The organism is Hydrocarboniphaga sp. FW305-C-57, assembly GCF_058783045.1.
In genome coordinates this window covers 688,806-703,463 of record NZ_JBYSYG010000001.1, presented here as the reverse complement: position 1 = coordinate 703,463, position 14,658 = coordinate 688,806, and the positions used below count along the sequence as shown (strand labels likewise).

At 63.2% G+C, this 14,658-nt stretch carries 11 protein-coding genes; 1 reads left to right on the top strand and 10 read right to left on the bottom strand.

Going from position 1 to position 14,658, the window contains the following annotated elements:
* Positions 1–6: 6 nt before the first annotated feature.
* On the bottom strand, positions 7–2,982 hold the full coding sequence (locus AC3WUM_RS03250) for a TonB-dependent receptor domain-containing protein (protein ID WP_492408666.1): 2,976 nt from the start codon (positions 2,980–2,982) through the stop codon (positions 7–9).
* 294 nt (positions 2,983–3,276) lie between these two features.
* On the opposite strand from AC3WUM_RS03250, the gene AC3WUM_RS03245 reads away from it, so the two are divergent.
* Positions 3,277–4,464 carry a citrate synthase gene (locus tag AC3WUM_RS03245; RefSeq protein WP_492408665.1) on the top strand — a complete coding sequence of 396 codons (1,188 nt, stop codon included), beginning with the start codon at positions 3,277–3,279 and terminating at the stop codon, positions 4,462–4,464.
* Positions 4,465–4,510: 46 nt separating this feature from the next.
* Here the strand turns inward: AC3WUM_RS03245 and AC3WUM_RS03240 are convergent, their stop codons facing one another.
* The 9 genes from AC3WUM_RS03240 to AC3WUM_RS03200 form a co-directional block, all read right to left on the bottom strand.
* On the bottom strand, positions 4,511–5,722 hold the full coding sequence (locus tag AC3WUM_RS03240; protein ID WP_492408664.1) for a CaiB/BaiF CoA transferase family protein: 1,212 nt from the start codon (positions 5,720–5,722) through the stop codon (positions 4,511–4,513).
* A gap of 37 nt (positions 5,723–5,759) precedes the next feature.
* Positions 5,760–6,554: an enoyl-CoA hydratase/isomerase family protein gene (locus AC3WUM_RS03235; RefSeq protein ID WP_492408663.1), complete on the bottom strand. Its 795-nt coding sequence runs from the start codon at positions 6,552–6,554 to the stop codon at positions 5,760–5,762.
* An 8-nt stretch (positions 6,555–6,562) separates the two neighbouring features.
* Positions 6,563–7,681 (bottom strand): acyl-CoA dehydrogenase family protein, encoded by a 1,119-nt coding sequence (locus AC3WUM_RS03230; RefSeq protein ID WP_492408662.1) that lies wholly within the window; start codon positions 7,679–7,681, stop codon positions 6,563–6,565.
* Between the two features lie 3 nt (positions 7,682–7,684).
* Complete coding sequence (locus AC3WUM_RS03225) at positions 7,685–8,872, bottom strand: acyl-CoA dehydrogenase family protein (protein WP_492408661.1); 1,188 nt, start codon at positions 8,870–8,872, stop codon at positions 7,685–7,687.
* Between the two features lie 8 nt (positions 8,873–8,880).
* Positions 8,881–10,038 (bottom strand): acyl-CoA dehydrogenase family protein, encoded by a 1,158-nt coding sequence (locus tag AC3WUM_RS03220; RefSeq protein ID WP_492408659.1) that lies wholly within the window; start codon positions 10,036–10,038, stop codon positions 8,881–8,883.
* 20 nt (positions 10,039–10,058) lie between these two features.
* A complete protein-coding gene (locus tag AC3WUM_RS03215; RefSeq protein WP_492408658.1) occupies positions 10,059–11,246 on the bottom strand; it encodes an acyl-CoA dehydrogenase family protein in 1,188 nt (395 codons plus the stop codon).
* An 18-nt stretch (positions 11,247–11,264) separates the two neighbouring features.
* A complete protein-coding gene (locus AC3WUM_RS03210; protein WP_492408657.1) occupies positions 11,265–12,053 on the bottom strand; it encodes an enoyl-CoA hydratase in 789 nt (262 codons plus the stop codon).
* A gap of 24 nt (positions 12,054–12,077) precedes the next feature.
* Positions 12,078–12,884 (bottom strand): crotonase/enoyl-CoA hydratase family protein, encoded by an 807-nt coding sequence (locus AC3WUM_RS03205; RefSeq protein ID WP_492408655.1) that lies wholly within the window; start codon positions 12,882–12,884, stop codon positions 12,078–12,080.
* Positions 12,885–13,024: 140 nt separating this feature from the next.
* Positions 13,025–14,641 (bottom strand): GMC family oxidoreductase, encoded by a 1,617-nt coding sequence (locus AC3WUM_RS03200; protein WP_492408654.1) that lies wholly within the window; start codon positions 14,639–14,641, stop codon positions 13,025–13,027.
* Positions 14,642–14,658 lie beyond the last annotated feature (17 nt).

Genomic DNA, 14,658 nt, shown 5'->3' with positions numbered 1-14,658 from the left:
GGAAGACTAGAAACGCGCCTTGAGAGACACGTAGAACCGGCGGCCTGCCAGGTCATAGGTGTAGAGATCGGAGCGCGCTTGTCCGATGAGGCTGTCGTTCAGCACCGGCGGTTCCTTGTCGGTGATGTTCACGGCGCCCGTCCGCAGTTGCAGCGTATCGCTTACATCCCAGGTGAAATCCAGGTCGAAATAACTCACGCTGGGGACGCCATGCGCGACACCGCCGGTTCCGACGTTGTTGGCATTGGCCATTTCACCGATGTAGCGCCACTTGAGGAAGGACTGTACGGGGCCGATCCGCCAGCCGGCATTGACGCTACCCTTCCATTCGGGATGGGCGGTCGCGAAGAAATCGACCTGCGTATTGCCCAGGGTGCCGGCATATTCCAGCTTGGGACTGGTGGGCAGGGTCTGGATCTTGAAGGTATCGAGGTAATTGACCACCACGCCGAGGCTGATCGTACCGGCAGAGTCCCCCAAGCCCACTGCCCCGAGAGGCAGAGACCAGTCCGTCTGGAAGTCGATGCCCGACGTCGAATAGCTGCCCAGATTCAGCAAGGGATTGCCGATGTTGACCGCCAGGCCCGTTGAAGGATCGCGGCTGATCAGTGCGCAGTAGTAGTTGCTGTTCGAAAAGCTGGGATTGGCCCCTGCGTTGAAGCACTGTGTCGCGGCAACGGTATTGGTCACCATGCCGATCGCTCCATCCAGTTTGATGTTGTAGTAGTCAACCGATGCAGTGAGGCGAGAAAGCCATTCATTCTGCAACTGCGATTTGAGCACCAGTCCGACCGAATAGGTGTCGGCCACTTCCGGCTTGAGCTCCGTATTGCCGGCCGTCGTGTACGGCGTGCGGCTGACCGTATTGGTAAAGGTGTCGATCACCGCGGCTGGAACGCCCTGCTCCAGGCAGAGTGCGCGAACCTGATCGGCGTTCGGAGAACTGGCTGCGCGATAGGCGCCGCGGACATCGCAGGGATCTCCCGATCCGATCGGGCCCGGCGTGCCGAGGGCGGTCAGTCCATTGGCGGAAGCGGCAAAAAGATCGCCGACACTGGGTGCCCGTACCGCCCGGGCATAACCGCCGCGAAAACCGATGATGTCGTTGACTTTCCAATAGCCGTCGGCCCGGTAAGTATCGACGCCACCGACCGTGTCGTAATCGGAATGGCGATAACCCAGATCGAGTGAAACATCCTGAGCGAACGGAACATCCGTCAGAACCGGAATCAGAAGTTCGCCGAAGAATTCGCGAACGGTCGCCTTTCCGCTCGACGGCATGATCGGAAGATAGTTCGCCAATTCACCGGTCTGGATCAGCGCGTCGGGCGTGTAGTCGTAGGTGTTGCTACGGTAATCGGCACCCAGGACAAAACGGACTTCGCCCGCGGGCACAGTCAAAAGTCGACGTTGCACCGTGGCCTCGACGACCTTCTGTTCGAGCGCTGTGGTATTGCGAGCCGTGCGACGGATGTAGTCGACGCAGCTCTGCGAAAGCGTATCGATGCGATTGAAGTCATAGCCGCCGGCACACAGACTACGCCCACCGTCTGCGGCGTTCGCCAGGCGTTGCAAGGCAAGCGTGCTCGGGAAGTTGATCTCGGTCTGGAGAAGTTCGGTTCGCCCGTAGCTACCGTAGACGTTCCAGGACAGCTCCGGTACGTTGAGACGCCCTTCGGCCCCGACGGTCAACTGATAAACGTTGTACTGGTTCTCCTCCATGCGGTTGCCCACCGGCGTAATGATCTGGGCAATGTTGAAGGGAGCGTTCGGATTCGGGCGAGAAGCGAGGATCTGGGCCAGATCCGTCGATATGAACGGGTTGGTCACCGGAATACTCAGGGGCGCGCTGGAAACCGACCCCACCACCACCGGATTGGCTTGGGTCGTCACCGAGTAGTTGGTGAAAAGACCCTCGGCGAATACCGAGACCTTGTCGTTGAGCGTGTAGTCGGCATGGCCGAAAATCGAATGGCGCTCGAGCGGTACCTGGGCAAGAAAATAATCACCGGTCGCCGACAACACGGTGTTGTTGTAGATGCTCTGAAGAGAGCTTTGCGGACCTCTGAAGTTCACGGCGCCAGCATTCAGAAACAGCGTGCCATCAGGGTTCAGCGACAACACCGAGGTGCGCCCCACGGTTCCCGCGGCGACACCATAGCGAGTGAAGACATCGTTCACGGTATCCTGAGTGGGAAGGTTGGCAGCCGATACCGCGATCAGCCCGCCCGGTGAATTGCTCGAGTAAGCCTGCCCCCGCAGATAGTCGCGATCGCGAAACGCAATCGAGTCGCGATTTGCGTAGCTCAGAGACAGATAAGCGTTGCCACGATCCTCGGCGAAGTCGGAACCGATCGTCAGCGACACGCTCTGGTTTTCACCGTCACCTTTGGCGGTCTCGCCTGCCCCTACGTCGAGCTCGATTCCGTTGAAGTGCTTCTTCAGCTTCAGGTTGACGACGCCCGCCACCGCGTCCGATCCATAGGTGGCGGAGGCGCCGCCCGTGATCACTTCGACACTCTCGATCAGTGAGCTCGGAATGACATTCAAGTCGACGCTGCCGTCGTTTCCGGACGGCTGCATGCGCCGTCCGTTGACGAGAACCAAGGTGCGCTGTTGACCCAGGCCACGCAGATTGATGCTGGCCTGACCGGCGCGAGAGAACAGACTGGCTTGTGCTCCGGCCGATGCCGCCACCTGAGGCAGCTGATTGAGGCTCGCCTCCAATGTGGGCGCACCGGCGGACGCAATCGACTCCTCGCTGATCGTCGTGATTGGCGTGTCGGACGTGTAATCGCGGCGCGAAATGCGCGATCCCGTTACGACGATCTCTTCGATGCCGGCCGGTTCACCGTCGGACGTCAGGTCGACGGAGTCGGCGGTGGTCGGCGTCTGATCCGGAACCTGGGTGTAGCCTTCAGGGGCGGCAATCAGAGTGAAAGCGCCCAAAGCATAGACAGCAGCTGATATCGCAGTACGCATTTATTTTCTCTCCCCGCGTTCGGCGTCTATCGCCGAATTTCGCCAGGAGATGATATGTAGCGCTTTACCATCGTCAATCTTGATAGAAACGATCAATAGACAATTTTCGGCGCCGTACCTCAAACCTGCATCCAGCATCAATGACAAGCTCATACCAATAAAATACTGGCCTTATTGCAGCATGACAGTGTCCACCCCTGCCCCGATCGGATGAATTTCATTTCTTCCTGAAACTGAAATAGACTCCCGTTGACTCAATATTGATTTACACAATCAACATAAAAGCCATACCACATGAGCAACGATCTTTACCTTTCCGCCAGCGAAGCCGCTGCGATGTTGGGCGTGTCACCTGCAACGCTCTACGCTTATGTGAGTCGGAAGAAGCTGCGGTCGTTTCAGGCTCCGGATTCACGGTCCAGCCGTTACTGGCGCGCCGACGTCATCGCTCTGGCGACGAAGGGCGGCACACGAACCGATTCCGGCTCCGAGGCACGCCAGACCGCGATCACTCTTCTGACCGAAGACGGCACCTACTATCGGGGGCGAAGCGTGATCGGACTTGCCGAAACCGAATCCCTCGAATCCGTTGCGGGGCTTTTATGGCAAGCGGATACAGCCGAAATATTCTCTGGTCGCCTACCAAAGCCGGCGCCACATCAAAAGAAAATTCTGGCGAGCCTGTCGTCTGCGCTTCCCATGGACCGCGCGCTCGCTCTCCTGCCTTTGCTCGAGCGAGCCAATCCAAGGGCGTTCGACACTTCGGCGGCAGGATTCGCACAAGCAGGAGCCGATGCCGTCCGCTGGCTGACCGCCCTTCTGTTCAACCGGAGCGAGCCGTCTGCCGATCCGATCCACCAGGTTGTCGCATCGGCTACGACTAAATCAGACGCGATCGCCGATCTTGTACGGCGCGCGATGATTCTCGTAGCGGATCAGCAATTCTGCGACACGACACGAGCCGTCAGAGCTGCGGCCATTACGGGGGTGACGGCCTATGGTGCGGTGATCGTGGGGATGGTCGCAGGAGGCGGGCAGTCGATTCGATTCAACAGAGTAGATGCCGTGCGCCGATTCATCGCCGAAGTCACTTCATCAAACCATCCCGAAGAAGCCGTGATTGGCCGCATTCGGTTGGCCGAGAAAATTCCCGGGTTCGAGCCCTTGCCCAACCATCAGCAAGGCGACGCTCGCGCGGATGCCCTGATGAGCGCAAGCAAACAAGTGTTCAAGGGTGAGCCCGAGTTCGAGCGCCTGATGCGTGCGCTCAATCTGACCACTGAACTGACAGGGCGCGCGCCAGGAGTCATCATTCCGCTCCTGTTCCTGGGCCACATGCTAGGAATGAGGGGCAACGAGCTCGCCATCGGGATGATCGGCCGAGCGCTGGGCTGGATCGCGCATGCACAGGAAGAAATGCGGCAGTCGCCCCGGCGGTCACCGCAGGCAAGCTACGTGGGGCAACTGCCACGCCCGGATTGAAGGGACACAACGCAATACCAATCGAGAAGGCAGGCATGCTGCCCCATCAAATCACGCCCTTCGCACGCAAATCCGCCAGCTCGCCAGCCCGCAAGCCGAGCTTGCCGGCCAGGATTGCATCGGTGTGCTCGCCCATCAGCGGCGGCGCGGCGTAATCGCCGATCGGCGTCGCCGAGAACTGGATCGGATTGGCCAGAATCTTGATCGCGCCGGCCAGCGCATGCTCGGTTTCGGCGAGCATGCCGCGATGCTGGATCTGCGGATTGTCGAACACGTCGGGCAGCTCGTTGACCGGGCTCGCGGGAATATCGGCCTCGTCGAGCAGCTCGAGCCATTCGTCACGCGTCCTGGTCTTGAAGACTTCATCGAGGATCGGAAGGATCAACTCGCGATTGGCGATGCGTCCGGCCGTCGAGTTGAAGCGCGGATCTTCGAAGATGTCCATGCGTCCGGCCACGCGACAGAACGCGCTGAACTGCGCGTTGTTGCCGGCGACGATGAACAGCGGCTTGTCGCTGCACTGGAAGGCCTGCGACGGAATGCCGCCGAAACCCCCGTTGCCGCGACGCGTCGGCACCGTGCCGGACACCAGGTAGTTCATCGCGAAATGCGAAAGCGAGGCGAGCCCGCAATCGAGCAGTGCGAGGTCGATATGCTGCCCTTCGCCGGTCGCGTCGCGATGGCGCAGAGCCGCGAGGATCGCGGTCGCGCCATAGAAGCTCGTGAGGATGTCGACCATGCTGATGCCGACTTTCATCGGCTCGTTCGGATGGCCGCTCACGCTCATGAGCCCGCCCATCGCCTGGAAGATGCCGTCGTAACCCGGACGATGGCTGTAAGGCCCGGTCTGGCCGAAGCCGGTGACCGATAGATAGATCAGGCGCGGGTTGATCTCGCGCAGGCTCGCGTAATCGAGCCCGTACTTCTTCAGCACGCCGCCGCGGAAGTTCTCGACAAGCACGTCGGATTGCGCAACGAGCTGGCGGATCAGCGCCTGACCTTCGGGCACCGCGTGATTGATCGTGATCGACTGCTTGTTGCGGTTGCAGGCCAGATAGAACGCAGCGATGTCGGTGGTCTCGCCTTCGCTCGTCTTCAGGAACGGAGGGCCATAGGTGCGTGCCTCGTCGCCGCTACCCGGACGCTCGACCTTGATGACCTCGGCGCCGAGATCGGCGAGCAACTGCGTCGCGAGCGGGGCGGCGAGCACGCGCGAAAGATCGAGTACGCGAATGCCCTTGAGTGCGATGGAAGCCATGGATGCCTCGTGTTGATTCCGTTGCAGCAGTGCCTGCTCAGCGCCCGGTGAACTGCGGTTTGCGCTTGTCCTTGAACGCCATCGCGGCCTCGCGATGATCCTCGCTGAAGGCGCTCATGAATTCGAAACCGATATGCGATTCGATCAGAGACTCGATCTGCTTGCGCAGCACGAGATTGATCGCGGCCTTGGTCGAATTGATCGCGCGGGTCGCTCCGCTCGCGAGCCGGTCGGCCATCGCGTAGGTGGCCTCGTCGAGCGCTTCGATGCTCGGGTAGGCGCGCGTGATGAGGCCGATCGCGGCCGCCTCCTTCGCGTTGAGCGCGTCACCGGTCAGCAGCAATTCCTTGGCGCGCGCGTAGCCGATCAGCAGAGGCCACATCAGCGCGCCACCGTCGCCAGCCGTCAGGCCGACGCCGACATGCGGATCGGCGATCTTCGCGGTCTCGACGGCGTAGCTGATGTCCGAGAACACCGCGAGCGTCGCTCCGAAGCCGATCGCATGGCCGTTGATGCGCGCGATCAGTGGCTTCTCGAGCGCGAGCAGCGAGTGCAGCATGCGAATACCTTCGGCCATCTGCACGCGGCGCCCCTCGGGCTCGGCGATCTGCTGCAGCATCACATCGATGTCACCGCCGGCCGAGAACGCACGCTTGCCCGCGCCCGTGACGATGACGACACGCGTCTGCTCGTCTCGCGCGATGTCTTCAAAGATCGTCGACAGCTCGCGGTGCGTACCGAGGTCGGCCGCGTTGGTCGGCGGATTGTCGAGCGTCACTACGAGCACGTGGTCGCGACGCTCGATCTTCAGGCTTTCGTAGTGTTCGTACATGCGAGCTCCTAGGCCGCTTCACGCAGGCTGCGAGCGACCACGCCGAGATGAAACGCGCTGTTGCCGTAGGCGGCTTCGAGCACGAGCAGGCGCTTGAAGTAGTGGCCGATGACGTATTCGTCGGTCACGCCGATGCCGCCGTGCAGCTGCACGGCTTGCGCGGCCACGAATTGAGCGCTGCGGCCGACCTGCGCCTTCGCGGCGCTGATCGCGACGGCACGCGCATTTTCATCGCCATCGACGAACGACAGCGCGCGATACAGCATCGAACGCGCCTGTTCGAGCGCCATGTAGCAATCGGCCATGCGATGCTGCAGCGCCTGGAAACTGCCGATGACCACGCCAAACTGCTTGCGGGTTCGCAGGTAATCGCGTGCGATCCAGATGGCCTGCTCCATTGCGCCAACCATTTCGGCGCAAGCGCCGATGGCGCCGGCTTCGAGCACGCCGATCAGCGCTGGGCCGGCCTGGTTATCGAGCAGCGCCGTGCTTTCGAGTTCGAGCGCATCGAATTCGAGATCGCAGGCCGGCGTTCCGTCGACGAGCCGATAGTCATGCACGCGCAACCCCGCGCTACCGCGCTCGACCAGAAACAGGCCGAGTCCATCGCTCGCGTCTGCCACACCATCGAAGCGGGCGGAAACCAGGAAACGCTGTGCCGCCGAGCCGCCGAGCACCCGCGTCTTGCGGCCATCGAGCCTGTAACCCGCGGCGCCGCTGCGTTCGGCGCGCGTCTCGACCCAGAGCGCGCGTCCGCGCGCATCGGCTTCGCCGTGCGCGACTGCGTAAACGACCTCGCCGGACAGCAGCGACGCAAGCAAGTCTTCATGCCGAGCGAGCAGGCGCGCCGGCAGCAGACCGCAGGCGAGCACTGGTTCGGGCACGATGCCGCGGCCGATTTCTTCGAGCAGCACGGCCTCGTCGACGAGGCCGCCGCCGAAACCGCCCTGCTCCTCCGGCAGTCCGGCCGCGAGCCAGCCCATTTCGGCGACCGCGCTCCAGCGCTTGACCTCGAAGCCACCTGCGGCGATCAGCGCGCGTCGTGTTTCGAGTTCGCAGTCGCGCTCCGCGTAGCGGCGCACGCTGTCCTGCAACATCGTCTGTTCTTCGCCGAGAGTGAAGTCCATGACTCAGAGTCCGAGCAGGCCGCGCGCAATCAGATTGCGCTGGATTTCATTGGTGCCGCCGTAGATCGTGACCGCGCGGCGATAGAGAAAATCGGCGACCTGGCCGGGGGCCTCGATCGGGCCCGGCAGCGACTCGAAACCGTGTTCCGGATAGTAGGTCTGTCCATGCTCGCCGAGCGCTTCGACAATCAGCGCACCGAGCTTCTGGATCAGCTCGGAGCCGCGAACCTTGAGCACCGAGCCGACCGGCTTGGTCGGATCGGCGCCGTGATCCATGTCGGCGAGCGCACGCAAGGTGAGCCATTCGAGCGCCCGCAGTTCGATCTCGGCCTCGGCGATGCGCGCCGAGAACACCGGATCGTCGATGAGGCGTTCCGACCCGCTGCGCTGGGTCTTCGCGATCTGCTTGAGCTGGGCCATGAGCCGCTTGTTGCGCGGCACTTCGGCCGAGAAAGCGCGCTCGTGCTCGAGCAGCAGCTTGGCGTACGACCAGCCCTTGTTCTCCTCACCGATGCGATTCGCGACCGGAACGCGCACATTGTCGAGGAAGGTCTCGTTGAGGCTGTGCGATTCGTCGAGCGAGATGATCGGACGCACGGTCACGCCGGGCGCCTTCGCATCGATGATCAGGAACGAGATGCCGCGCTGCGGCTTGCTTTCCGTATCGGTCCGCACGAGACAGAATAGCCAGTCGGCGTAGTGGCCTTCGGTAGTCCAGGTCTTCTGGCCGTTGACGACGTAATGGTCGCCATCGAGCACCGCGGTGGTTTTCAGCGAGGCGAGATCGGAGCCGGCGTTCGGCTCCGAGAACAGCTGTCCCCAGAAGATGTCTCCGCGCCGCGTCGGCTCGAGGAAGCGCTGCTTCTGATCGTCGTTGCCGTAGGTATAGAGCACCGGGCCGAGCAGCGAAAAACCGGCCGCGCAGGTCGGCGGAGCGCCGGCGAGAAAGCACTCTTCTTCGAAGATGAAACGACGCAACGGCGACCAGCCGGTACCACCGTATTCGACCGGCCAGTGCGGAGCCGACCAGCCGCGCTCGTAGAGCACGCTCGTCCACCAGAGCTCGTCCTCCTTGGTCGGATGAAAGCCGCGTCGGTTGCGTTCCGCAACGTCGGCCGGAAGCTTTGCGCGCAGGAAGGCGCGCACTTCTTCGCGAAAGCCTTCGTCTTCGGGATCGTGTCGGAAATGCATGTGCGTGCTCAGGTCAGTTCGGCCGAAACGAATCCGCCCGCATCGGCAACGCGCTGCAAGTGCCAGGCGCTGTCACCAAAGCTCGTTTCGATCATCGACAGTCGACGGAAGTAATGGCCCACCGCGTATTCCTCGGTCACCCCGATGCCACCGTGCAACTGGATCGCGAGCTGGCCGACGATGCGACCGGCCTTGCCGATCTGCGCCTTGACCGCCGACAGCGCCTTGCGGCGCTCGACCCAATCGGGCTCGTCGAGCATCAGCGCCGCGTAGCAGGCCATGCTGCGCGTCTGCTCGAGCTCGATGAGCATTTCGGCCGCGCGATGCTGCAAGGCCTGGAAGCGTCCGATCGGACCGCCGAACTGGTTGCGCTGCTTGAGATAGTCGACGGTCAGATCGAGCGTGGCCTGCATGATGCCGGCGCCCTCGGCGGCAAGCGCCGCGATCGCGCAATCGGAAACGCGCTCGACGAGCGACAGGCCCTGATCGAGCGTGCCGACGAGATCGGCTTCACTCACCGAGACGCCGTCGAACCGCAGATCAGCCGCCATCAAACCGTCCTGCGTGCGATAACTGCGACGCTTCAGGCCAGCCGACTGCGCATCGACGACGAACAGGCTGATGCCCCGCGCATCCTGGCGCTCGCCCGAGGTGCGCGCGCTGACGATGAAACGATCCGCCGCGTTGCCGTTCAGCACGCCGGTCTTCTCGCCGCTCAGCACATAGCCTTCATTCGTGCGCATCGCACGCAGGCCGACATCGGACAGGCGATAGCGGGACTGGCGCTCCGAATGGGCGAACGCGAACACCGCTTCGCCGCTCGCGATGGCAGGTACGTGAGACTCGAGCAACGAGGCATTGCCGCACGCGCTGAGCGCACTGCCACAGAGCACGACGCTGGCCAGATAAGGCTCGACGACGAGCCCGCGGCCCATCGCCTCCATCACGATCATCGTCTCGACTGCGCCGTAACCGAGCCCACCGTAAGCAGGGTCGAACGGCATCGCGAGAAAGCCCTGATCGGCGAACTGCGCCCAGATGGCGCGACTGAAACCTTCGGACTCAGCCTGATACTTGCGACGCTGCTCGAAGCCGTACTGCTTGGCGACGAACTTGTCGATCGCGTCCTTGAACAGGCCCTGCTCTTCGTTGAAATTGAAGTCCATCGCAGACTCTTGAGCGCTGGTTATTTCGGCAGGCCGAGCACGGACTGGGCGAGGATGTTCTTCTGCACCTCGGTCGCTCCGCCGTAGATCGAGGCCGCGCGCAGGATGTAGTAGACCGGCGCGATCGTGCTGCCCCAGGTGCTGCCGGCCAGCGGCGCATCGGGGTTCGGTTCGTCGTACTCGCCTTCTGTCGGCAGCGCATACGGCCCGGCTGCGCGCAGCATAAGTTCCGAGGCGGACTGACGCAGGTCGACGCCGCGTACCTTGAGGATCGACGAACGCGGATCGGGCTTCTCGCTGTGCTCCTTCATGCCCGCGAGCACGCGCATCTGCGTGATCTCGAGCGCCTTGAGTTCCACTTCGATCTCGGCGCAGCGCAGCCTGAAATCCGCATCGTCGGCACCCGTCTCGGCGGCGATCTTCTTCGCGCGCCTCAGCAGATGCTTGGACATGCCGATGCGCGCGATGCCCGTGCGCTCGTTGCCGAGCAGGAACTTGGCGATGTCCCAGCCCTTGTTCTCGTCGCCGACCCGATTCGCGACCGGAACGCGCACGTTGTCGAGGAACACCGAATTGACCTCGTGGCGTCCGTCGATCGTGATGATGGGCTGCACTGACAAGCCCGGCGACTTCATGTCGATCAGCAGGAAGGTGATGCCGGCCTGCTTCTTCGCGGTCGGATCGGTGCGCACGAGCGTGAACATCCAGTCCGCGCGATGGCCCATGCCCTGCCACATCTTGGTTCCGTTGACGACGTAGTCGTCGCCCTCGCGCACCGCCGAAGTCGACAGCGCCGCGAGATCGGAGCCCGCGCCGGGTTCCGAAAAGCCCTGGCACCACCAGTCGTCGAGATTGGCGATGCGCGGCAGCAGGCGCTGCTTCTGCTCGTCGCTGCCGAAAGTGCCGATGACCGGGCCGATCATCGATACGTTGAAGCTCACGGGCTCGGGTGCCGGCGCCTGGTGCAGTTCGTCGAGGAAGATATAGCGCTGCACCGCATCCCAACCCGGCCCGCCCCAGGCCTTAGGCCAGCTCGGTGTGGCCCAGCCGCGCGCATTGAGGATGCGCTGCCAGCTGACGACGTCTTCTTTGCTCAGCGAACGATGCTCGAGCATCTTCGCGTGAATGTCGGCCGGCAGCTTGGCGCGGATGAAGGCACGCACTTCGGCGCGGAAGGCGTTCTCTTCGTCGGTGAAACGCAGGTCCATGCGAAGTCTCGATCTGGCTCAGCGGCCCTTGAAGACCGGCTTGCGCTTCTCGGCGAACGCGCGCACGCCTTCCTTGTAGTCGTCGCTCGCATAGCAGGCGAGGAACATTTCCTCGGCCTTGTCGAGATCGCGCTTGTCCGGGTCGAGCACGATCTGGTTGATCGCGAACTTGACCTGCTTGGCCGTCAGCGGAGCGCCGACCGCGATACGTTCCGCGGTCTTCTTGATGAAGCTGTCGAATTCCTCGCCGGCCGGCACGACCTTGGAGATGAAGCCGCGGTCGTAGCATTCGTCGGCGTTCCAGACCGCGCCGCCGAGCAGCAGCTCCTTGGTCGGTGCGGCGCCGACGACGTCGACGACGAGGCGCAGCGATTTGTAGCGATAGCCGATGCCGTAACGCAGCGCCGGCTGCGCGACCTGCGTCGTCGATGAGCCGTAGCGAATGTCGCAGCAGACCGCGACCGAAATGCCGCCGCCGTAGCAGTAACCGTTGATTGCGGCGATCGTGGTCTTGCTGCTGTTGTAGACCGCCATCATGCCTTCCCAGCCGGTCTGCGCGTAATGCTCCTGGGCGTTGTCGCCCATGCGCTCTTCTTCGTACTTGGAGACGTCGGCACCCGCGATGAAAGCCTTTTCGCCCGAGCCCTTGATGACGATGACCTTGACCTCGTCATCGGCTTCGAGCTGCTTCATGCCGGTGCTCATGCCTTCCCACATATCCAGCGAGATCGCGTTGAGCTTCTCGGGATTGTTGAAGATCATGTAGCCGATCGGGCCTTCTTTCTTGATGATGAGCTTGTCGGTCATGTTCGTTCCTGCTGGACGTTGGTGTCACTTGCCCGTGAAGACAGGCGAGCGTTTTTCGAGAAAGGCGTCGACGGCTTCGGCGTGATCGCGCGTTTCGTGCGCGAGTGCCTGGAAGGCTGCGGAAAGTTCGAGCACGTCGGACAGACGCTGCTGCTGGCCTTCGCGCAGCAGGCGCTTCGACAAGCGCAGCGCCTTGGCCGGATTGCAGACGATGCGCTCGGCGAGCGCGTTGGCGGCACCGAGCAGCTGATCGGCCGGCAGCACCTGCGAGACGAGGCCATGCGCGAGCGCTTCGGCCGCACTGATGGTGTCGCCCGTGAAAATCATTTCGGCAGCCTTCGACAGGCCGACCGCGCGTGGCAGGATCCAGGCGCCGCCGTCGCCCGGCACGATGCCCATCTTGATGAAGCTCGAGGCGAGCTTGGCGCCTTCGGCGACGATGCGGATATCGCAGAGGCAGGCCAGATCGAGACCGAGGCCGATGGCGTGGCCGTTGATCGCCGCGATCATCGGTACTTCGCAATTCCACAGTGCCTGCGCGATCGGCTGCACGCCGCGGCGATAGTTGGCGCGCGTCGCGTCGGGCGCATCGAGCGGGCCGATGCCGTTGCGCTCCTTCATCGCCTTGAGATTGCCGCCGGCCGAGAACGCGCTGCCCGCGCCGGTCAGGATCACGCAGCTCACGCTCGCATCGTCCTGGGCGCGCTGAACCGCGGCGACCAGATCGGCGCAGTCCTGATGCGTGGCGATGGCATTGCGCGACTCGGCGCGGTCCATCGTCAACGTCACGGTGGCGCCGTTCTTTTCGTAGCGCACGAACGGGGGGGACATCGGATTCTCCTCGCATGGGTGGCGCCGGTTTCATCGTCGACCGGCGCTGCACGATCACCAGATCGGCTATCGATGCAACTAATAGTATCCCATTTAGTTCAAGTTATGGAATGGGCACCTGTTCGCGGCGATGCCGTGCCTCAGAGCGGCCGATGCGCGTCCTCTAGAATCATGTCGGCCGCCTTCTCGGCAATCATGACGACGGCCGCATTGCAGTTGCCCGAGACCACCGCCGGCATGATCGAAGCGTCGACCACGCGCAGACCCGCCAGGCCGTGCACGCGCAGGCGCGCATCGACGACGTCGAGCGGGCCGTTGCCCATGCGCGCGGTCGAGCTCGGGTGATAGATCGAGGCGGCGCGCTCGCGGCAGTATTCGAGCAGCGAGGCATCGTCGGTGCGATTCACGCCGGACTCGATTTCGGATTCGATCATCGCCGCCATCGCCGGCGCGCCCATGATGCGGCGCAGCTCGCGCAGGCCGTCGACGTTGGCCCGGCGATCGGTCTCGGTGTCGAAGTAATTCGGATCGATCAGCGGTGCGGCGTACGGATCGGGCGACGCGAGGCGCAGGCTGCCGCGGCTTTCGGGGCGCAGCTGGCAGACCGAGGCGGTGAAGCCCGACCAGGGATCGAGCGCATCGCCCATCTTGTTGGTGCTGAAGGTGATGAAGTGAATCTGCACGTCGGGCCGCGTGAGCTCGGGCCGCGTGCGATAGAACGCTCCACCGTAGCCCGCGCTGACCGTCAGCGGCCCCTTGCGCAGGAACACGTAGCGCAGGCCGATCCAGAGCTGGCGCCAGAGGCTCGCCATGTCGTCGTTGAGCGTGATCGGACGCGTGCAGCGATAAGTGGTCCGCACCTGCGCGTGATCCTGCAGATGCTCGCCGACACCCGGCAATTCGTGAGCAACCTCCAACTCGAAGCGCTTCAAGTTTTGCCCAGAGCCAATTCCGGACAGCATCAGCAACTGCGGCGAGTTGATCGCGCCGGCCGACAACAGCACTTCGCGAGCCGCCTTCACCGTACGCAGCTGGCCGCCGCGGTCACGAAACTCCACGCCGACCACGCGCTTGCCTTCGAGCAGTAGCCGCGTCGTCATCGCCCGCGTTTCGACGTGCAGGTTCGGCCGCTTGCGCGCCGGCTTCAGGTAACCCGTGGCGGTGCTGCAACGACGCCCGCGACGCGAAGTGGTCTGGAAGTAGCCGACACCTTCCTGGCGCGCCCCGTTGAAGTCCGGATTGAACGGCAGGCCCACCTGCTCGCCGGCCGCGACGAAGGCGTCGCAGAGCTCGTGCGGCTCGGTCTGGTCCGATACCGCCTGCGGGCCGCCGACGCCGTGATAGTCGTCGGCCCCACGCTGCTGGTCTTCTGCGCGCTTGAAGTACGGCAGCACGTCGTCGTAGCCCCAGCCGGGATTGCCTTCGTCGCGCCAGCCGTCGAAGTCCTCGCGCTGGCCGCGAATGTAGACCAGGCCGTTGATCGAGCTCGATCCGCCGAGCACCTTGCCGCGCGGCTGGCTGATGCGCCGGCCGTTCAAGTGCTGCTGCGGTTCGGTCTGATACAGCCAGTTCACCGAGGCGTCGTTGAACAGCTTGCCGTAGCCGAGCGGAACGTGGATCCATGGATTCCAGTCGCGGCCGCCGGCTTCCAGCAGCAGCACGCGGTGCCGGCCGTCCGCGGACAAGCGATTCGCGAGCACGCAGCCCGCGGAACCTGCGCCGACGATGATGTAGTCGAAACTGCCGAAGTCGTTCATGCGCGCCTGTTCAATGT